Raw genomic sequence first — 19,096 nt, 5'->3', positions numbered from 1 at the left:
TAAGATAATAGTTAATTTTATCAAACAACCTAAATTTTTCAAACTATTTAATTTTAATTGAATAGTTCAATTACTTTATTATACAGGATTTCACTAAAAGAAAGCGCTTTATTATGATAAGATGGATTTGAGAGGAGAGGGGCAAATGTCTAAAATACTGAATGAATTTTTATCTTCGAATTTACAGGAGTTGAAAGATAACGGTCTGTACAATGAAATCAATATGGTCCGGGGTGCGAACGGCCCGGTGATCGACATTGACGGCAAGGAATTGATCAACCTGTCTTCAAACAACTATCTGGGGCTCGCCACAGATGAAAAGCTGAAGCAGGCGGCAAAGGATACGATCGATTCCCACGGGGTCGGTGCAGGTGCGGTGAGGACGATCAACGGTACACTCGATGTCCATGTCGAGCTGGAGGAGACGCTTGCTGAATTCAAGGGGACCGAAGCGGCGGTCGCGTTCCAGTCCGGCTTCAACTGCAATATGGCGGCCATACAGGCTGTGATGAACAAGGAGGATGCGATACTGTCAGATGAACTGAACCATGCTTCAATCATCGACGGCTGCCGTCTGTCCCGTGCGAAGATCATCCGCGTCAACCACTCGGATATGGATGATCTGAGGAAAAAGGCGAAAGAAGCGACAGAGTCCGGGCAGTACAAAAAAGTGATGTACATCACGGACGGGGTGTTCTCGATGGACGGGGATGTGGCGAAACTGCCGGAGATCGTCGAGATCGCCAAAGAGTTCGACCTCATCACCTACGTGGATGATGCGCATGGCTCTGGTGTCATGGGCAAGGGCGCCGGCACGGTGAAGCATTTCGGTCTTGAGAAGGAAGTCGATATCCAGATGGGCACCCTGTCGAAGGCGATCGGCGTGGTCGGCGGCTATATCGCCGGCACAAAAGAGCTTGCCGACTACCTGAAAGTGGCGGCCCGTCCGTTCCTGTTCTCGACTTCACTCACACCGGGTGATACGAAGGCGATCAACGAAGCAGTGAAGATGCTGATGGCATCGACAGAGCTGCATGACCGCCTGTGGGAGAACGGGGACTACTTGAAGAAGGGCCTGAAAGAACTCGGCTTCAATATCGGCAATTCAGAGACACCGATCACGCCATGCATCATCGGCGATGAGAAGACGACCCAGGCGTTCTCGAAGCGGCTGATGGAAGAGGGCGTCTATGCGAAATCCATCGTCTTCCCGACGGTGCCGAGGGGGACCGGCCGTGTGCGCAACATGCCGACGGCAGCACATACGAAGGAGATGCTGGATGAGGCACTGGAAATCTATGAAAAAGTAGGAAAAGAACTAAACGTGATATCATAAGAGGGGTATATTATGGAACGAATAATGATTACAGGCGCACTCGGGCAGATCGGCACGGAATTGACTGTAAAACTGAGGGAGATATACGGCGATGACAATGTGCTGGCGACCGATATCAACGAACCTGCCGAAGGGCCGCTTAAGGGGAAGCCGTTTAAAATACTGGATGTAAGAAGATATGATGAGATGGTGGAGACGGCGGATGAGTTCAAGCCGGATACCATCATGCATATGGCGGCACTGCTCAGTGCGACATGCGAGGAAAAGCCGCTGATCGCATGGGATATCAATATGGGCGGGCTCGTCAACGCGCTCGAGACCGCAAGGAAAAGGGACATCAAATTTTTCACGCCGAGCTCGATCGGGGCCTTCGGTCCGTCCACGCCGAAAAAGGACGCACCGCAGACGACGATCCAGCGGCCGACCTCCATGTACGGCGTCAACAAAGTGGCCGGGGAGCTGCTGTGCGATTATTATTTCAAGAAGTTCGGCGTGGATACGCGGGGCCTCCGTTTTCCGGGCCTTATCTCCCATGTCAAGGAACCGGGCGGCGGCACCACCGACTATGCTGTCGAAATATATTTTGAAGCGGTCAAATCGGGCAAGTATACCTCCTATATAGGTGAAGGGACGTATATGGACATGATGTATATGGATGATGCCATCGATGCTGTGATACAATTGATGGAGGCGGATGCCGAAGATCTCACCGACCGTAATGCATTCAATGTCTCGGCAATGAGCGTCGAGCCCGGAATGATTGCACGTGAGATTGAAAAGCATATACCCGGATTTGAGCTCGATTATGATGTGGATCCCGTCAGGCAGGGGATCGCGGACAGCTGGCCGGATTCCATCGATACGAGTGAAGCGGAGAAACAGTGGGGTTTCAGCCCCAGATATGATCTGGAAAAAATGACAACGGAAATGATAAACGCAATCAGGGATAAATCATAAGAAGGCATTGTGCCTTCTTATTTTTAACAGGAGGACAGGAATTGAAAGCGATACTGTTTGATAAGGACGGCACATTGTTGAATTATGAAAAAGTATGGACGCCATTTGCGATCAAAAGTGTCGAAGCCTTCGCAGAGCAATTTGAACTTCATTCCGAGAAGGAAGATCTTGCACGTGCGCTCGGCCTTGTCGACAATAAGATGCAGTCCGACTCCATAGCTGCAAGCGGCACAGGTGCCGATATACATGCGGTTTACGAAAGTTTTGCCACCGGCGGCGGCAGGTGGGCACGGGAGTTCTATGAGGACAATCAGGATTTCATCGCGAGCCATATGGAACTGATCGACGGCTCGAGGGAGGTGCTCACCGCACTGAAAGCCATGGAGTATAAAAATGTCATCGTGACGAGCGATTCCAGGAAAGGTGCGGAGCTTTTCATCAGGCAGCTCGGACTCGATGAATTGATTGATGATATCGTGGCCGGCGATGACACTGACTATAAAAAGCCGGATTTCAGGGTGCTCCGCCCATTTCTTAAAAAGCACGGCTACAGTGTGGATGATGTCGTGATGATCGGTGACAATAATGCCGACACCATGCTCGGAAAAGATGAAGGGCTGTACACGATAGGTGTGCTGAGCGGCACATCGGGGCGGGAGCAGCTGAAAGGCGCCGACCTCATCGTCGACAGCGTGACCGACCTGATCCAGGACGGAGAGTTTGTAGTGAATGCAAAATCAAAATGACCACAAAATGTTCATGAAAGAAGCACTCGAAGAAGCGAAAAAAGCATATGAAAAAGGTGAAGTCCCCATCGGGGCGGTTGTGGTGCACAACAACGAAATCATTGCACGCGGGCACAACCTGAGGGAGACGGTCGGCCATCCCCTGACGCACGCCGAGATGATCGCAATCCACCGGGCGAGCGGCCATTTTGAGTCTTTCCGCCTGGAGGACTGCACCCTGTATGTCACCCTGGAGCCGTGCGTCATGTGTTCAGGGGCCATCATCATGAGCCGTCTGCCCCACATCGTATTCGGTGCCTATGACAGGAAGGGCGGGACGGTGAGGAGCCTGATGGAGCTGCTTGACGAACCCCGTTTCAACCACAGGCCGAAGGTGACGGAAGGTATCATGGAGGAAGAATGCAGCCGGCTATTAAAAGATTTCTTCAAAGATTTGAGGCGGAAGAAAGCACAGGATAAGAAGCATGAGTTATAATGTAAAATATATCATTAAAAGGGAGTTTTATTTAACTTATGGTTAAGTTGATAGCAATTGATATGGATGGGACCCTGCTCACACCCGAGCATGAAATCACACCAAGAACCATACTCGCAATCAATAAAGCGATCGAGCAGGGTGTCCATGTCGTCATTGCAACAGGAAGAGCCTATTATGAAGCCCATGCGATAGTGCGGGAATACCGGCTGCAGATTCCATATATCTGCCTGAACGGGGCACAGGTGCGTGATGACCGGCATGAAGTGGTGGCCGACCATCCCCTCACGCGCAATCTGATTACAGAGGTCTCGGAAGTCCTGAAGGCGGAGGATATCTTCTACCAGGTTTATACGGACCGTGCAATATACACGACGAGCATCGAGAGGGATATCGACATCTTCATAGAGCTGGCCAGACAATCCGGTGGGACCCCGGATGTGGATAAGATCAGAAGGCTGATGCGTGAGAGGCTCGCCAAAACTTCATTGCAGGAAGTCCGGGATTACAGGGATGTATATGAACGTGAAGATGAGAACGTATTGAAATTCCTTGCGGCGTCAACCTCCCGTGCGAAGCTGGTGAGGGCCAAGAACTATCTTAATGAAATTGATGATATTGCCGTCTCCGCATCATCCCCGGGGAACATCGAACTCACCCATGCGGAGGCACAGAAGGGCATTGCACTCGAAAAGCTGGCAAAAACTCTGGATGTCGATCTGAAGGATACGATGGCGATCGGTGACAACCTGAATGATATATCCATGCTGAAACGCGTCGGCACAGCCGTGGCCATGGGGAACGCAACATCCGAAGTGAAGGCCATTGCGGATGTCGTGACCGGCACGAATTCAGATGATGGTGTGGCCGAAGTCATTGAGAAAGCGCTCAATAATGAACTGGAACCATCTTCCAAATAAAAAAAGACATCCTAGGATGTCTTTTTATTATTTCTGATATTTCATGCGGCTGAAGGCATCGTGCTGGTGGATGCTTTCCTCGTTGCGGCATTCCAGCTCAAAACCTTTGACCCAGTCAAGATCGGCAATATCGTAGGCGATCAGGCGGATCAGGTCTTCGACGAAGCGCGGGTTTTCGTAGGCGCGTTCGGTCACAATCTTCTCATCCGTCCTTTTCAGGATTGGGTAGAGCTGGCTTGAAGCATTAATCTCGAGCAGTTCATAAACGATTTCCTTATGGTTTTCAGGCACTTCTGCATCAGGGTCGACATCGATCAGCACCTTGACATAGCCGCGCTGGTTATGTGCACTGTATTCACTGATTTCCTTCGAGCATGGGCAGAGTGTCGTGACCATTGCGGTCATGCCGAACTGTTTCCTCGTAAGTCCGCCTTCGTCCAGGGCAAGAGAATATTTTACATCTGCGTGGGCCATGCCGTGCAGGTTCGTGCCGGGGCTTGGTTTGGAAAAGTACCATTTGCCGTCTGCAGTGACTTCTGCGTTTTCCTGGCGCATGCGGTCGCGGAGCACTTTCAGGACCTGTTCAAGCGTTTCAAAGTCCAGGCTGACACCGTTCTTGTTCTCCGTCTCCAGTGCTTCGAGCAGACGGCTCATGTTGACGCCCTTCTCCTCACGGCGGAGGCTCGTTGCAAGTTCAAAGTTTCCGACGGACTGGTAATCACCGATCACGACCGGATAACTCAAATTATTGATGCCCACAGATTCCACTGCAAATAAAAAATCTTTTTTAGAATTTTGAAGATCAGCCATTTCAGCTTTCTCTGTTGGCTTGGTCCCTTCTACAGGTTCAACAGAACCAAAATGTTTAAAACGACCTTCTCGTGTCGTTAAATCCAATTCTTCCATAATAATCTCCTTAATCTATATCATAACTGTAAAATTGTTCTAACTTTAAATAAGCTTCCCTTGTTTCCTGGCCTTCCACGGTGTCGGCAGCGAGCCGTTTCAGCAGCGGGCCGGTCTGGGAAATATGAGCCGCCATCACTTCTTCTTTCCTGTCTTCATAGCCGGTGATGTCATTGATGATGTCGGGATCCCCGAGGTCTTCCAGTGTATCCTTGTCAAAAGCGACGAGCTGGAGGGCCGGTCTTTTTTCAGGCGCCATATCTTTCACAGCACCCACAATGGCTTCTGCGGTCGCCTCATGATCCGGATGGACAGAATACCCCGGATAGAAGGAAATGATTCTTGAGGTGTTGAGTTCGTCAATCAAACTTTTGATGACTGAAGCCAGGTGGCCGGGCTGTTCAAATTCGAGTGTCTTATCCCGGTAGCCAAGAAGCCTTAAATCAGTCAGCTTCATTATTCTAGCACTTTTCTCGACTTCCTGCTTCCTTATCTCATGCAATGATTCCCGCGTTGCGAAAGGAGGATACCCGAGGCTTCTTCCCATGTCACCGTAAGTCAGGCAGGCGTATGTCACCGGCACGCCTGAGTCGATGTATTTCATGATGGTGCCGGAAACACCGAATGCCTCATCATCCGGGTGGGGGAAGACGACTAAAACATGTCTTTCTTTTTCCATTCCGATTTCCTCCTATTTGAAAAACTCATTAGAAGATATTTCCAAAGCACTGGCCAATTTCCCTTCATGGTCAAAGCCGTGCATGATGAATTCATCATTCTCGTTGATGACATAGTGCGTCAGGCCGAGCACATAGATCCATCCGCCGTTCACAAGCTTCAATCCGACACGGTACTGACCGTTCCTGCCGCCCCGGATGGCACCCTGAACAAACTCGACCTGGATGTTCCGCAGGAATGTGCCTGCATTAAAGATGTTCTCGTCCAAGTGGTCCGCGTAGACCCCACTCGTGATTTCAACGTGTATATAGACAGGCCGGTCCTGATATTGATTCAGTATTTCCTGCACTTTCTCACGGTCAATCTTCTCCATTAAAATGCCACTCCCACTTCTGCATATGAATTCAATTTAAAAGAGATAGACAGGCTATCTCTTTTAGATCTGTTCTTCTTTTACTTTGATTTCTTCCACTGTATTCGCTGCGCCGTGTCTGACGACACCGACGTGTTCATTCAGTCTCCAGCCGTTCTTGATTGCTGAAGTGACGAAGGCCTTGGCTGACCGTACGGCTTCAAGAGGTGTTTCACCTTTGGCGAGCTTCGCGGTGATTGCTGCAGCGAATGTGCATCCTGCACCGTGGTTGTATGATGCATCGATCTTCTCGGTTGTCAAAAGGTGGAATTCGTCACCATCATAGTATACATCAATCGCTTTGTCACCCTCGATGCCCGTACCGCCTTTGATGATGACATGCTGTGCACCCTGCCTTACGATCTCCACTGCACATTCTTTGACTTCGTCCAGTGTCTTGGGTGTTTTGCGGCGGGTCAGATGGCCCGCTTCAACCAGGTTCGGGGTGACGATTGTTGCATGCGGCAGAAGATGTTCAATCATCGCGTCCACAAGACCCGGATTGAGCACTTCATCATCACCTTTACAGACCATGACCGGGTCGATGACGAAAAATTTCGCACCGCTGTTCAGGAATGCCGTCTTCGCCCTCTCAATCACTTCTTCCGAAGGCAGCATGCCGGTCTTGATGGCATCCGGTGAAATGGATAAAGCTGTTTCTATCTGTGAATCCACGACTTCGAGAGCCGTGGGGAATACCCGGTGGGACCAAGTTTCGGGATCCATCGTCACTGTGGTCACAATGACGGACATCCCGTAAGTTTCATGTTCCTGGAATGTTTTCAGGTCGGCGGCTATACCTGCGCCTCCGCTGACGTCCGTACCCGCGATGGTCAGGGTCTTTTGAAGCTGCATAAAAGTTCCTCTTTTCCTCTAATAGATTAATAATGATATTTTACTATATTTGACGCTGTAATTCTAGAGCATTGCTTACTTGAGTGGTATAATTGAATTTTAAAAGAGGTGATGTAATGGAATGGTCGGAAGTATTCGCAAAAATAAAGGAAGAACATGATTTCAGCACACTGGAAGCGGTGCTGGAGGATAAATATGAAAACGGCAGAGTATTCCCGCCAAGGGACGAAATATATACGGCATTCGAATTGACATCATTTGAAAACGTCAGGGTGGTCATACTCGGCCAGGATCCCTACCACGGGGAGAGGCAGTCGCACGGACTTGCTTTCTCGGTGAATGAAGGCATCAAAATCCCGCCGTCACTCAGGAACATATACAGGGAACTTGAGGACGACCTCGGCATCAGACGCACAGGCGGCAGCCTGAAAGACTGGGCCGCACAGGGTGTGCTGCTGCTCAACACGGTGCTCACCGTGGATGCGCACGAAGCGAATTCGCACCGCGGGCTCGGCTGGGAGAAATTCACGGACAGCGTGATCAAAATGGTGTCCGAAGAGCTTGAAAATGTCGTGTTCATACTCTGGGGCAAGCCCGCCCAGAAAAAAGAGGCACTCATAGACGGTTCAAAGCATATGATAATAAAATCCGTACATCCAAGCCCTTTATCCGCATACCGGGGGTTCTTCGGCTCCAAACCTTTCAGCCGGACGAACGAATACCTGGAGGAAAACGGACGGGCACCGGTGGACTGGAGTGAGCAGGAATGAAGCGGGAGATCATCAGCCAGTTGAAGGCAGAGCTCCATATGCTCGAAGTCTCCAGCCTGCCCCATGAGTTCGAAAAGCATCTGTATGCTGTCGAGACGCTGGTCGGCTTGCTGAGGGCGGAGGGGCCGGACACGGCCCGTGCCGGGACGGAAGAAGCGGAACCGGACCTCACGGATAAGGATAAAAAGATGCTTGAAATGATGGGCGGCAGCCAGAAAGAGGGCAGGCCGCCTGAAGAAAAACGGACGGACGATTCAATTTTTGATTTTTAACAGCAGGGAGTAAAGTGAAATGAAATTATTTGTAATTCTAGGGGCGGTGAACGCCTTCATATCAGTCGCACTGGGTGCATTCGGTGCGCACGGACTCGAAGGGAAGATCAGCGATCATTACCTCGGCGTATGGGAAACGGCTGTGCAGTATCAGATGTTCCACTCGGTGGGGCTGATCGCGGTCGGAATCCTGATCGGGCTCACGGACGTGCCGATGAATGCGGCGGGATGGCTGATGTTTGCAGGCATCATATTTTTCAGCGGATCACTGTATATACTCGCGGTCTCAGGCATCTCGGTGCTCGGTGCCATCACTCCGATCGGCGGCGTGCTGTTCCTTGCTGCCTGGGTGATGGTGATCATTGGAATAGTGAGGATTTGATCATCGGCTGCATCCATTCAGGATGCAGCCTTTTATATTGGGGCGGCCTGCATTAAGGCAAAATAAAGACCGGACCTCACAGAGGTCCGGCCATAAGTATTTCCATCTATTATGCGAGGCCGTAGAATTTCTTGGCTTTTTCGAAAAACGGCTCGTCTTCCGGCGTCATATCGTATTCTTCAATGATCGCTTCCACCGGGCAGACCGTAACACATGCACCGCAGTCGATGCAGATATCCGGGTCGATGAAGTACTGATCTTCGCCTTCTTCTATACAGTCTACCGGGCAGACATCGACGCAGTCGCCTGCTTTCTCACCGATACACGGCTGGGTAATGACAAATGCCATTTGAATTACCTCCTTCAATCTATGGATTCCTTCACTTAAATTTGGTTCGTTTAAATCCGGCTATAATTGAATAGTAAGTGAATCCCGGCCATTTTTCAAACCATTTCTGGAAACTCGGTTAAAATACACATTTAGGCTGAGCCGCGCCGTGTAATTTAACCCCGCTTCCGTGTTTCGTCCGCTTCTTTCTTCAGCTGCATATATTCCTTGAATTCCCGTTGTGCAAACCAGATTGAAATCAACCCGAAAATCACGATGGCGAGTCCGAACCAGTCGCCTTCGGCAATGATGAAAATCAGGCCCACAACCAGTAACAGTACTGCCACGACCGAGGTCACGGTGCCTGTAAATATGAGTATCCATCTTTTTGATCTGTTGATATTCGATGACATAAGCTTTCCTCATTTACTGTTTTAATCCATCATACCTGAAGCAGTCACTTATAAAAAATGCCGGATGACTCCGCACCCGGCATTTCCAGACTATTTTTTACCCGACTTATTCTTATTGAATATTTTCTTAATGATTATAGGTGCCAGAACTATTGCAAGTCTCCTTATTAAACGGCCCATGTCAACACCCCTTCGAATTATTTAATCCAGCATTGTGTTATAGCCGATTTTCCCGGTGTTCAAACATCCGCCTACTTGAAAAAAGCAGGCAGTTCGTCAGCCGGCAGGTGGACACCGACATAGAAGTCGCCGAATATGCCGTAGCGTGCGGAAGCTTCGTCGAACCTCATTTCATAGATGATGTTCTTGAATTCGAGCATATCATCGGAGAATAAAGTCACGCCCCATTCATACTTGTCGAGCCCCTGTGAGCCTGTGATGAACTGCTTGACCTTGCCTGCATACTGGCGGCCGATCATGCCGTGGTCATACATCAGGCGGCGCCTTTCCTCCATCGGAAGCATATACCAGTTGTCATCCAGATCGCGCTTTTTATCCATCGGATAGAAGCAGATGTACTTGGACTTAGGCACTTCCGGGTACAGGCGGCTTTGGACGTAAGGGTTCTCATACGGATCTTCATCCGATTCCTTGGCAAGGTATCCGCTCATCTCAATGACGGATACATATGAGTAGGCCGGGATCAGGTAATCCCTGATGCCAAGCTTATTAAATTCCAGTTCCAATTTATTCAATTCATCGATGGTCGGACGCAGCATCCAGAGGATGATGTCCGCTTTCTGGCCGGTCACATTGTAAAATGAATAGCTGCCTTCTTTATTTTTATGAACTTCCTCTTCCCGCTCCAGGAAAGATTGGAGTTCACCGATCAAATGGTCTTTTTTTGATTCTTCCAGGGTTTTCAATGAAGTCCAGTCGACATTGTACAATAAATGCAGACTCCACCATCCATCCAGTGTTGAAACAGCTTCGCTCATTTTAAAAAACCTCTCTTTTTTAATTGTTATCATATCTATGATACTCCAACTGAAAACGTTTTAAAAGTATTTAAGGATGAAATATTGTGACAGAAAAGGTATAATAATCTCGTACATAGGCTTTTCAAGGAGGAAACCATGAGTCAATTTTTAGATAAACTAAAAGCTAACTTGGAAGGGGAGAACGTCAGAGTCGTTTTCCCTGAAGGTGTTGACGGCAGAATATTGAAAGCGGCAGTTGAACTGGAAAAAACAAATTATGTCCATCCGATCGTTTTGGGCAACCAGGATGAGATCAGGGCGCTTGCCGAAGAAAAGTCGCTTGATATTGAAAATCTGGAAATCATCAATCCTGTAGACTGCGAGGATAAGGAAGAACTTGCAGATGCTTTCGTCGAAAGGCGGAACGGCAAAGTGACGAAAGAGCAGGCGGATGACATCATCAATGATGTGAATTATTTCGGAACGATGATGGTCTATACAGGGAAAGCCGACGGGCTGGTTTCCGGTGCCATGCATTCCACCCCGCACACTGTGCGTCCGGCATTGCAGATCATCAAGACGAAGCCCGGCGTCTCGCGTACAAGCGGGATCTTCTTCATGCTGCGCGAAGATGAGCTGTATGTCATGGGGGACTGCGCAATCAACCCGGTCCTGAACGCTGAGGAACTCGCGGAAGTGGCTGTCGAAACAGCGAAGACCGCACAGAGCTTCAATGTGGATCCGACGGTGGCACTGCTCAGCTTCTCGACGAAGGGCTCCGCCAAGACCGAAGAGACCGAACGCGTCAGGACAGCTGCACAGTATGCCAAGGATAAATTGCCCGGCGTGCCGATCGACGGTGAATTCCAGTTCGATGCAGCATTCGTCCCGAGTGTCGCCGAGAAGAAGGCGCCGGACTCCGAAGTCCAGGGCAACGCGAACGTCTTCATCTTCCCGAACCTGGAAGCCGGAAACATAGGATATAAGATCGCACAGCGCCTCGGCGGCTTTGAAGCATACGGTCCGATACTGCAGGGGCTCAATCAGCCGGTGAACGACCTGTCCCGCGGCTGCACCACGGACGAAGTGTATAACCTTGCACTCTTCACCGCAACACAGGCACTGGCACTGAAGAACGGCCATGAATGAATTTTTTGAAGCAGAATGGGATTACATCCCGCCTGAAGTGACGCCGCATCCGTATCACTCATTTGCGATCGACGACGCACTTCAGGAAACCGTGAGCAGCGATGGATCGTTCAAGTTCCGTGCATGGACTCATCATCCATTCGTCATCCTCGGCCTTCATGACGCGAGGCTCCCGCACCTCCATGACGGGCTCGCATATTTATCGAAGGCGGGCTACGATTACATAGTCAGGAACAGCGGAGGGCTCGGCGTCGTGCTTGATGAAGGGGTGCTGAACATCTCGCTCGTCATGAATAAAAGCCATTCGCCCTCGATAGATGACGGCTACGATCTGATGCTTGCCCTGGTCCGGGACGTGCTGGACGGTGCAGATGTGGAGGCGTATGAAATCCATGGGAGCTACTGTCCTGGAAGTTATGACCTGAGCATTGACGGCAGGAAATTCGCCGGCATCTCCCAGCGGCGGATCAGGGACGGGGTCGCCGTCCAGATTTACCTGTGCGTCACCGGAAGCGGGGCCGCGCGGGCGGAGGTCATGAAGGAATTCTACGGGCATGCGAAAAAGGATGCCGAGACACGCTTCCAGTACCCGGATATAGAGCCGGACGTCATGGCTTCATTGAACGAACTCCTTGGAAAAAGCTGGACCGTGGATGATATGCTTGATAAATTTTTGGACGTTTTGAAGATCGGCCCCAAAGATACCGGCACCCTGCCCGAAGAATTCGACGGCAGGTACACGGAATATGTCCTGCGGATGATCAGGCGCAACGAGGATATCAGGGGCGAACTCGACAGGAAGATATTTTCGGACCTTTTAAACCAGTAACGGCATGTTACTGGTTTTTGTGGTTTTGGTAAAGGAGTGGACGCATTGTCTAAAAGTAAATACAGGGCGAAGATTTGGACGCCGGAGTTCATCATCATATTCTTATTTCATTTCATCGTCATGTTTTCGATGTATTCGACACTGGTGACGATCGGGAGCACGGCAATTGAAAATTACGGGGCGTCACCGGCCACCGCCGGATTCGTGGCGAGTGTATTCATCGTCGGGGTGCTGGCCGGGCGGGCGCTCACCGGCTATCAAGTCAACAACATGGGTGCACAGAGGATCATGTATATCGGGACGGTCTTCTTCTTCATTACATATGCACTATACTTCATAGACGGGGGCCTTTATTTCCTGATTGCCGTCCGTCTTTTGAACGGTATCGCCACCGGCGTGATCAGCACCGCCCTGAACACGCTTGCGACGATTTCAGTCCCGCCGGAGCGGCGCGGCGAAGGCATCAGCCATTTCAGCCTGAGCATGGTCCTCGGTTCGGCGGCCGGGCCTTTTTTATCGTTCCTGATACTTGAACACATCAGCTTCAACACGATGCTCATCTACATCGGCCTTGCCGTGCTTGCGGTTTCATTGATGCTGCCGCTGATCAGAACCAACAATACGGTGCGGCCGGAAGGCGCGCCGAGGGGCAGGTTCGTGATGATCGACAAGGATGTGCTTCCGATGGGCTTCTCGGTCCTCTTCATGGGGATTGCATATTCTGCGGTGCTGTCCTTTTTGAACCTGTATGCCATCGAGCTGGACCTGGTCACTGCCGCAAGCATCTTCTTCCTCGTCTATTCCGCAGCAATCCTGATGACGCGGCCGGTGACGGGGAAGATGCTGGATAAGTACGGTGCGAATATCATCATCTATCCGGCCTCCATCATCATGGCCGCCGGGTTCTTCACCCTTGGACAGGCTGCGGCGGGGGGCGTGCTCCTGCTGGCCGCTTTCCTGATCGGCCTCGGCTTCGGCAATTTCCAGTCGGTCGCCCAGGCGGTGTGTGTAAAGATCGCAAAAAGGGAGAATGTCGGCCTTGCGACCTCAACATTTTTCATCATGCTCGAAATCGGCCTCGGCTTCGGCCCGTTCTTCCTTGGAATGATCGTGCCTGCCACCGGCTACGGGGGACTGTACCAGCTGCTCGTCCTTTCGATAGCGGCCGGACTGGTCATTTTCCACGCCGTTTACGGCAGACATGAAAAAAAGCATGAAATATAGTTTAGCCTCCTATGCATTTTGGGAATTGGAGTATTAAGGAAAAGGAGGCGCAATCAAATGGATAAGAAGAATGATGAGAATAAAAGAATGACGACACGTGAAGACGAAGCTGAACTGGAGGAGAAGGAAAAGGTGCACGGGGATGAAGTCAGGGAACAGGTGCCCCCGGACCAGCCGCCGAGCGATGAGATAAAGGAAGACGCCGAGCGTGAGGAAGACGTCCAGGAACAGAAGGACGAAAAGCGCGAGCGGCGTATATAAAGGAATGTTTACGGTGGAGGCGTGCTGCCTCCGCCGTATTTTTACGTCCGCGCACCGGACGGAGGCGCGGGATTTGCACTTAATATGAAGAGTTATGATAATATGGAAACTGAAGGCGAAGGAGGCAGACGATCATGTTGACAGAAGTGCCGTATGCAAAAAAGCAGCTGGCTGAAGAAAAAGTCTTTAAGGACCCGGTGCACCGGTATGTCCATGTCCGCGATCAATTGATCTGGGATTTGATAAAAACACGGGAATTTCAGCGCCTCCGCAGGATTAAACAGCTGGGGACACTTTATCTGGCTTTTCATTCTGCCGAACATACACGCTTCAACCACTCACTCGGTGTGTATGAAATCGTCAGGCGGATGACCGAGAATTTCAAGGAACATGAGGAATGGCAGGGCGGATACCGCCTGCTTGCGCTGGCATCCGCCCTCCTGCATGACCTTGGGCACGGTCCTTTTTCCCATTGCTTCGAGAAGATATTCCATACCGATCATGAGGAATATACACGCAAAATCATACTGGGCGACACGGATGTCAATAAAGTCCTGAAGCGTGTGAGTCCCGATTTCCCGCGTGAAGTCGCACAGGTGATCGACCAGACGCATGAAAACAAGCTCGTCATCAGCATGATTTCAAGCCAGATCGATGCGGACCGGATGGATTACCTGCAGAGGGACTCCTATTATACAGGCGTCAGCTACGGTCGTTTCGATATGGAGAGGATACTGCGTGTGATGAGGCCTTCAAAAGAGGAGGTCATCATCAAGGAGAGCGGGATGCATGCTGTGGAGGATTATTTGATGAGCCGGTACCAGATGTACTGGCAGGTCTACTTCCACCCCGTCTCAAGGGGCGGTGAGGTGCTTTTGAACCTCGCTTTGAAACGGGCGAAGCATCTGCATGAAAAAGGGCATGAATTCAAACAGGCGCCCAAATATTTCATACCGTTCTTCGAAGAGGATGTCTCCGTAGACGATTATCTGCGGCTGGATGAGATGGTCGTCAATTTCTATCTGCAGGAGTGGATCAATGAAGACGATGACATACTCTCGGACCTCGCCAACCGTTTTGTGAACCGTGAGCTGTTCAAATATCTGCCTTTTGACGGTTCATTCATCACCCAGAGCGAGCTTGAGGATCTGTTCAGAAGGGCGGGCATCGAGCCGGAGTACTATATTTTCAGCGACTCGTTCTCGGATCTGCCGTATGATTACGACCGGCCGGGGGCAAAGAACAACCGTAAGCCGATACATCTCAAGAAGAACAACGGGGAGCTCAGGGAAATCAGCAGCCAGTCGGCGATCATCAATTCCATCACGGGTGTGCACCGTATGGAATCGAAATTATACTATCCGAAAGAGAAGATATTAGCGATCGAAGACCTTGAAATCAAAGGTGAAATAATCAATATATTGAATCAATTAGCATAGGAGCAGGATACAATGTCAAATGATTCCAATGGAAAAAAGCCGGGCTTCCAGTTCAATATAATCAAGGATGACCCGTTGACCGGCCACAAGGGCCAGAACTTCGGCATGATCAGTGTGGAGAATGTTGCGCCGGTCTACATCGATATCGATACCCAGGAAGTGTTCATAGATGTCGGGGGCCTGCATGGGCGCGCCGAAGTCGAACGGCGCGTCAAATGGGTGACTGACCCCGAGGCACCGAAAGGCGAGGGGGAGAGGCGGTTCTGGCTGGTCTGGGTGACCGTCGAACGCACAAAGGACGGGCCGGTGTATGAAGGCCTGACCGTATGCTATGAATCCATCAATAAGGAGAAGAAGCGCGGATACAAGCTGATGCACGAGCATGTGAACCAGATGGACCGATCCATGAAAGGCAAGATCATCCTCGATGGAATGGACAAGGAAAGCAGAAGCTCCCTGAAGAAATTCCTTCAGAACCATAACGAGGAAATGTGGAATAATTCCAAAGAATTGCAGGAAGTAATGAAAGATGACTGAAACTTTGTCTGAATTGTGTCTTTTATAAATGGAGGTTGCAGATTTCCCTGAACGACTATAAAATACTATATAGTTATATAAAATATAACTGGGACATTAAGACAGGGGACACCCTGTCTTTTTTTTATCACCGATTTTTTTAATGTCTGAATATGTTATAATCTACCTTACTTGCAGGTGATGATATGAAAGGTGAAACATCAAAATTTTTACTCACGCAGAACTTCCGGGTGGGCGGGGAAGACCGCTCATTCGTCCAGAAAATCGAAGTTACGGAAATTGAAAAACGCGACCGGTACTTGAAGTACCGGGAAGATATGGAAGGTCACCGGCTGGATGTCGTCCTGCGCATCGGCGATGACTTCATTAAGATTCAGAGAAGCGGGATCGTCAGCATGAAGTTCACTTTCGTCGAAGGCGAAATGACGGATACATTTTATGAATCAGCGGCGGGACGCCATCATTTCAAGCTGTACACGAAAGCGCTGCTCATTGAAAGCGACCGTGTCATCATTGAATATGATCTATATGAGCAGGGTCAGCTGCTGGGCAATTATCATTATGAATTGGAAAGAGAGGGTTATTGATGAATTTAAAAGCCGGCTTATTGGAAGCCTTGAAAAATGCAGTGCAGAAATCCGGGATTGTGGATGAAGTGCCTGAAATTAAAATAGAAACCCCGAAAGATAAGGCAAATGGGGATTTTTCGTCGAATGTTGCGATGACGCTGACAAAGCAGGCGAAGAAGAACCCGCGGGACATCGCTTCCGCCATCGTTGAAAATCTGGACCACTCCGCAGCAAATGTGAAGTCGGTGGATATCGCCGGACCGGGCTTCATAAATTTCTATATGGACGAATCGTCGGTGACGCAGATCGTCCCGCAGGTGCTGGAGCTCGGCGAAGCATACGGCCGTTCGAACCCTGATGAAAAACAGAAGGTGCTCGTGGAATTCGTCAGTGCAAACCCGACGGGCGACCTGCATATCGGGCATGCGAGGAATGCGAGTGTCGGCGACACGCTGTCCAATATACTGGATTTCGCAGGATATGATGTGGAACGTGAATATTACATCAATGATGCAGGCAACCAGATCGACAATCTCGCACTGTCCATCGATGCGCGCTACCTTGAGGCGCTTGGGCAGGAACTCATCATGCCGGCAGACGGCTACATGGGTAAGGACATCAAAGCGATCGGCGAAAAGCTTGCCGAGGAAAACCCGGAACTGATCGAGACGACGAAAGAGGACCGCATACAGATGTTCAGGAAACTCGGCGTGGACTACGAGATGGAGAAGCTGAGGAAGGACCTGGCTGACTTCAATGTCCATTTCGACAACTGGTTCAGTGAAACTTCATTGTATGAGAACAAGGAAGTCGAAGCGGCCCTTGAAGTGATGACGGGGAACGGCTATACGTATGAGGCCGAAGGTGCACTATGGCTGCGTACAACCGACTTCGGCGACGACAAGGACCGGGTGCTGCGGAAAAGCGACGGCACATACACATACCTCATGCCGGACGTCGCCTACCATTACGATAAGGTGGAACGGGGCTATGACAAGCTGATCAACATTTTCGGGGCGGACCACCACGGCTACATCAACCGTCTGAAAGGATCGCTCGGTGCGCTGGGCAAAGATCCCGAAATGCTTGAAATAAAGATCATGCAGATGGTACGGTTGATAGAGAACGGTGAGGAAGTCAAGATGAGCAAGCGTACCGGCAAAGCGGTCACGCTGCGGGAATTGATCGATACGATCGGTGTCGATGCATGCCGTTATTTCCTCGCGATGAGGAGTTCCGATTCACACCTTGATTTTGATATGGATCTGGCAAAATCGGAATCCAATGATAACCCGGTCTACTACGCACAATATGCCCATGCGAGAATCTGCAGCATTTTAAGACAGGCGGAAGAGAAGGGGCATGAAGTTACCGGAGATGCGGACGTTTCCATCATAGAAAACGAACAGGCACTTGATCTCATCAAGAAGATGGCGGCATTCCCGAACATCATCAAAGGTGCGGCGGAGCACCGCGCCACCCACAGGGTCACGACTTACATCCAGGAGCTTGCCAGCACTTTCCACAAGTTTTATAATGCTGAAAAAGTGCTCGGTGAGGACGATGATAAAACGGGTGCGTATTTATTGATGATAGAAGCGGTCAGACAGACGCTTGAGAATGCGCTGAATCTTGTGGGCGTATCCGCGCCGGAAAAAATGTGATTGAAGGAGCGTTCTTATGAGGAAGGTCGTCAAAACAGTCGTCATGCTTTTCCTGGTCATGAATTTATCAGGCTGCGGCATGATGATGATGCAGCAACAGCAGCAACAGCAGAATGATTTCTCCGAACAGCAGGAACCGACATCTTCAGATTCGAATTTAAGCAGTGACCGAGGCTCTGAGCTGAACAGCTCAGAGTCTTTTTCTACTCCTGAAAGGCGGATCGTCTCATTGATCCCGAGCAACACCGAGATAATTGCCGCCCTCGGGCTGGAAGAGGAAATCGTCGGAATCACCACCGTGGATACATACCCTGAAGACCTGGTGAATGATCCGGATGTCGAACGGCTCGACGCATTCGAATTCGATGTTGAACAGCTGATGGCACTGGAACCCACGCATATTCTGTCCCATGAATCTTCATATGCCGTCCACGGCGGTGTGCTGGAAGACGCGGCAGCAGCGACCGGGGCGGAAGTCATCTTCCTGGAAGAGGTGGAAACTGTCGATGAGATTCCGGAAACGATGATGGCGGCCGGTGGATTTCTCGGCGCGCCTGATGAAGCGAGCGAGGCCGCAGCGGCATTCGAAGCAGACCTTGCTGCGGTCATGGAAGCGGCGCCGGACCGCGGAACCGTCTTCCTGCAGGTGAGCAGCGGCCCTGAAATGTATACGACGGGGCGGGGGACATTCCTCCATGACGTAATCGAAAAAGCCGGTGCTGAAAATATATTTAAAGACCTGGAAGGGTTCGTCAGTGTGAGTTATGAGGAGATACTGGACAGGAACCCGGACTACATCATTTCCGCGAGCGGTGCCGACGCGGAGCAATTGAGCAAAGAAGTGGAGAATTTCCGCGGCGTTGATAATCTGTCGATACAATCGGAGGACCGGCAGTGTGCGGTCGATCCGGACATCCTGACGCGGCCCGGCCCGAGGATCACCCAGGGCATGACGGAATTGTCCGAATGTCTGGAAAATTAAATACCTTTCAAT

At 50.4% G+C, this 19,096-nt stretch carries 24 protein-coding genes; 17 read left to right on the top strand and 7 right to left on the bottom strand.

Annotation, left to right across the window (positions count from 1 at the left end):
• The first annotated feature begins 145 nt into the window (after nucleotides 1-145).
• Genes LPW40_RS09520 through LPW40_RS09500 form a run of 5 tightly spaced genes read left to right on the top strand, consistent with a single transcriptional unit; the run spans nucleotide 146 to nucleotide 4,434 of the window.
• Complete coding sequence (locus LPW40_RS09520) at nucleotides 146-1,336, top strand: glycine C-acetyltransferase (RefSeq protein WP_230822025.1); 1,191 nt, start codon at nucleotides 146-148, stop codon at nucleotides 1,334-1,336.
• Between the two features lie 12 nt (nucleotides 1,337-1,348).
• Entirely contained in the window at nucleotides 1,349-2,293 is a 945-nt protein-coding gene (locus tag LPW40_RS09515) for an NAD-dependent epimerase/dehydratase family protein (protein WP_230822024.1), read from the top strand.
• 41 nt (nucleotides 2,294-2,334) lie between these two features.
• A complete protein-coding gene (locus tag LPW40_RS09510; protein WP_230822023.1) occupies nucleotides 2,335-3,039 on the top strand; it encodes an HAD family hydrolase in 705 nt (234 codons plus the stop codon).
• Nucleotides 3,023-3,514 carry a tRNA adenosine(34) deaminase TadA gene (gene tadA, locus LPW40_RS09505; RefSeq protein ID WP_230822022.1) on the top strand — a complete coding sequence of 164 codons (492 nt, stop codon included), beginning with the start codon at nucleotides 3,023-3,025 and terminating at the stop codon, nucleotides 3,512-3,514. The genes LPW40_RS09510 and tadA overlap by 17 nt, the downstream gene beginning before the upstream one ends.
• Before the next feature lie 38 nt (nucleotides 3,515-3,552).
• Nucleotides 3,553-4,434, top strand: a complete 882-nt coding sequence (locus LPW40_RS09500) for a Cof-type HAD-IIB family hydrolase (protein ID WP_230822021.1) — start codon at nucleotides 3,553-3,555, stop codon at nucleotides 4,432-4,434.
• A 27-nt stretch (nucleotides 4,435-4,461) separates the two neighbouring features.
• Here the strand turns inward: LPW40_RS09500 and folE2 are convergent, their stop codons facing one another.
• The 4 genes from folE2 to thiD form a co-directional block, all read right to left on the bottom strand.
• Nucleotides 4,462-5,340: a GTP cyclohydrolase FolE2 gene (folE2, locus tag LPW40_RS09495; protein WP_230822020.1), complete on the bottom strand. Its 879-nt coding sequence runs from the start codon at nucleotides 5,338-5,340 to the stop codon at nucleotides 4,462-4,464.
• Between the two features lie 10 nt (nucleotides 5,341-5,350).
• Nucleotides 5,351-6,019 (bottom strand): bacillithiol biosynthesis deacetylase BshB2, encoded by a 669-nt coding sequence (gene bshB2 / locus LPW40_RS09490; protein ID WP_230822019.1) that lies wholly within the window; start codon nucleotides 6,017-6,019, stop codon nucleotides 5,351-5,353.
• Nucleotides 6,020-6,031: 12 nt separating this feature from the next.
• A complete protein-coding gene (locus LPW40_RS09485; RefSeq protein ID WP_097041362.1) occupies nucleotides 6,032-6,391 on the bottom strand; it encodes a DUF1806 family protein in 360 nt (119 codons plus the stop codon).
• 63 nt (nucleotides 6,392-6,454) lie between these two features.
• Nucleotides 6,455-7,285: a bifunctional hydroxymethylpyrimidine kinase/phosphomethylpyrimidine kinase gene (thiD, locus tag LPW40_RS09480; protein WP_230822018.1), complete on the bottom strand. Its 831-nt coding sequence runs from the start codon at nucleotides 7,283-7,285 to the stop codon at nucleotides 6,455-6,457.
• 116 nt (nucleotides 7,286-7,401) lie between these two features.
• Between thiD and LPW40_RS09475 the strand changes: the two genes are divergently transcribed.
• From LPW40_RS09475 to LPW40_RS09465, 3 genes are read left to right on the top strand one after another with little or no spacing between them, the layout of a single operon-like run.
• Nucleotides 7,402-8,055: a uracil-DNA glycosylase gene (locus tag LPW40_RS09475; RefSeq protein WP_230822017.1), complete on the top strand. Its 654-nt coding sequence runs from the start codon at nucleotides 7,402-7,404 to the stop codon at nucleotides 8,053-8,055.
• Nucleotides 8,052-8,327 (top strand): DUF5327 family protein, encoded by a 276-nt coding sequence (locus LPW40_RS09470; protein ID WP_230822016.1) that lies wholly within the window; start codon nucleotides 8,052-8,054, stop codon nucleotides 8,325-8,327. Before LPW40_RS09475 ends, LPW40_RS09470 begins: the two co-directional genes overlap by 4 nt.
• Before the next feature lie 19 nt (nucleotides 8,328-8,346).
• The gene (locus tag LPW40_RS09465) at nucleotides 8,347-8,709 is read left to right on the top strand and encodes a DUF423 domain-containing protein (protein ID WP_230822015.1); all 363 of its coding nucleotides are present in this window, start codon (nucleotides 8,347-8,349) and stop codon (nucleotides 8,707-8,709) included.
• Between the two features lie 109 nt (nucleotides 8,710-8,818).
• On the opposite strand, the gene LPW40_RS09460 is transcribed toward LPW40_RS09465, so the two are convergent.
• From LPW40_RS09460 to hemQ, 3 genes are all read right to left on the bottom strand, one after another.
• The gene (locus LPW40_RS09460) at nucleotides 8,819-9,058 is read right to left on the bottom strand and encodes an indolepyruvate ferredoxin oxidoreductase subunit alpha (protein ID WP_072710409.1); all 240 of its coding nucleotides are present in this window, start codon (nucleotides 9,056-9,058) and stop codon (nucleotides 8,819-8,821) included.
• A gap of 155 nt (nucleotides 9,059-9,213) precedes the next feature.
• Nucleotides 9,214-9,450, bottom strand: coding sequence for a hypothetical protein (locus tag LPW40_RS09455; protein ID WP_230822014.1), 237 nt, complete (start codon nucleotides 9,448-9,450; stop codon nucleotides 9,214-9,216).
• Nucleotides 9,451-9,701: 251 nt separating this feature from the next.
• Nucleotides 9,702-10,448 carry a hydrogen peroxide-dependent heme synthase gene (hemQ, locus tag LPW40_RS09450; protein WP_230822013.1) on the bottom strand — a complete coding sequence of 249 codons (747 nt, stop codon included), beginning with the start codon at nucleotides 10,446-10,448 and terminating at the stop codon, nucleotides 9,702-9,704.
• A gap of 138 nt (nucleotides 10,449-10,586) precedes the next feature.
• Between hemQ and pta the strand changes: the two genes are divergently transcribed.
• From pta to LPW40_RS09405, 9 genes are all read left to right on the top strand, one after another.
• Nucleotides 10,587-11,579 carry a phosphate acetyltransferase gene (gene pta, locus LPW40_RS09445; protein WP_230822012.1) on the top strand — a complete coding sequence of 331 codons (993 nt, stop codon included), beginning with the start codon at nucleotides 10,587-10,589 and terminating at the stop codon, nucleotides 11,577-11,579.
• Nucleotides 11,572-12,408, top strand: a complete 837-nt coding sequence (locus tag LPW40_RS09440) for a lipoate--protein ligase family protein (RefSeq protein ID WP_230822011.1) — start codon at nucleotides 11,572-11,574, stop codon at nucleotides 12,406-12,408. Before pta ends, LPW40_RS09440 begins: the two co-directional genes overlap by 8 nt.
• Nucleotides 12,409-12,453: 45 nt before the next feature.
• On the top strand, nucleotides 12,454-13,632 hold the full coding sequence (locus LPW40_RS09435; RefSeq protein ID WP_230822010.1) for an MFS transporter: 1,179 nt from the start codon (nucleotides 12,454-12,456) through the stop codon (nucleotides 13,630-13,632).
• A gap of 57 nt (nucleotides 13,633-13,689) precedes the next feature.
• Nucleotides 13,690-13,893 carry a hypothetical protein gene (locus tag LPW40_RS09430; RefSeq protein WP_230822009.1) on the top strand — a complete coding sequence of 68 codons (204 nt, stop codon included), beginning with the start codon at nucleotides 13,690-13,692 and terminating at the stop codon, nucleotides 13,891-13,893.
• Nucleotides 13,894-14,030: 137 nt separating this feature from the next.
• Nucleotides 14,031-15,332, top strand: a complete 1,302-nt coding sequence (locus LPW40_RS09425) for an HD domain-containing protein (protein ID WP_230822117.1) — start codon at nucleotides 14,031-14,033, stop codon at nucleotides 15,330-15,332.
• A gap of 12 nt (nucleotides 15,333-15,344) precedes the next feature.
• A complete protein-coding gene (locus LPW40_RS09420; RefSeq protein ID WP_230822008.1) occupies nucleotides 15,345-15,869 on the top strand; it encodes a YwhD family protein in 525 nt (174 codons plus the stop codon).
• Between the two features lie 185 nt (nucleotides 15,870-16,054).
• On the top strand, nucleotides 16,055-16,456 hold the full coding sequence (locus LPW40_RS09415) for a YwiB family protein (RefSeq protein WP_230822007.1): 402 nt from the start codon (nucleotides 16,055-16,057) through the stop codon (nucleotides 16,454-16,456).
• Nucleotides 16,456-18,102 carry an arginine--tRNA ligase gene (argS, locus tag LPW40_RS09410; protein WP_230822006.1) on the top strand — a complete coding sequence of 549 codons (1,647 nt, stop codon included), beginning with the start codon at nucleotides 16,456-16,458 and terminating at the stop codon, nucleotides 18,100-18,102. Before LPW40_RS09415 ends, argS begins: the two co-directional genes overlap by 1 nt.
• A gap of 16 nt (nucleotides 18,103-18,118) precedes the next feature.
• Nucleotides 18,119-19,084: an ABC transporter substrate-binding protein gene (locus LPW40_RS09405; RefSeq protein WP_230822005.1), complete on the top strand. Its 966-nt coding sequence runs from the start codon at nucleotides 18,119-18,121 to the stop codon at nucleotides 19,082-19,084.
• Nucleotides 19,085-19,096: the final 12 nt, after the last annotated feature.

This window comes from Salinicoccus halitifaciens, from assembly GCF_021026095.1.
Classification (GTDB): Bacteria; Bacillota; Bacilli; order Staphylococcales; family Salinicoccaceae; genus Lacicoccus; species Lacicoccus halitifaciens.
This window is presented reverse-complemented; position numbering and strand designations above follow the sequence as displayed.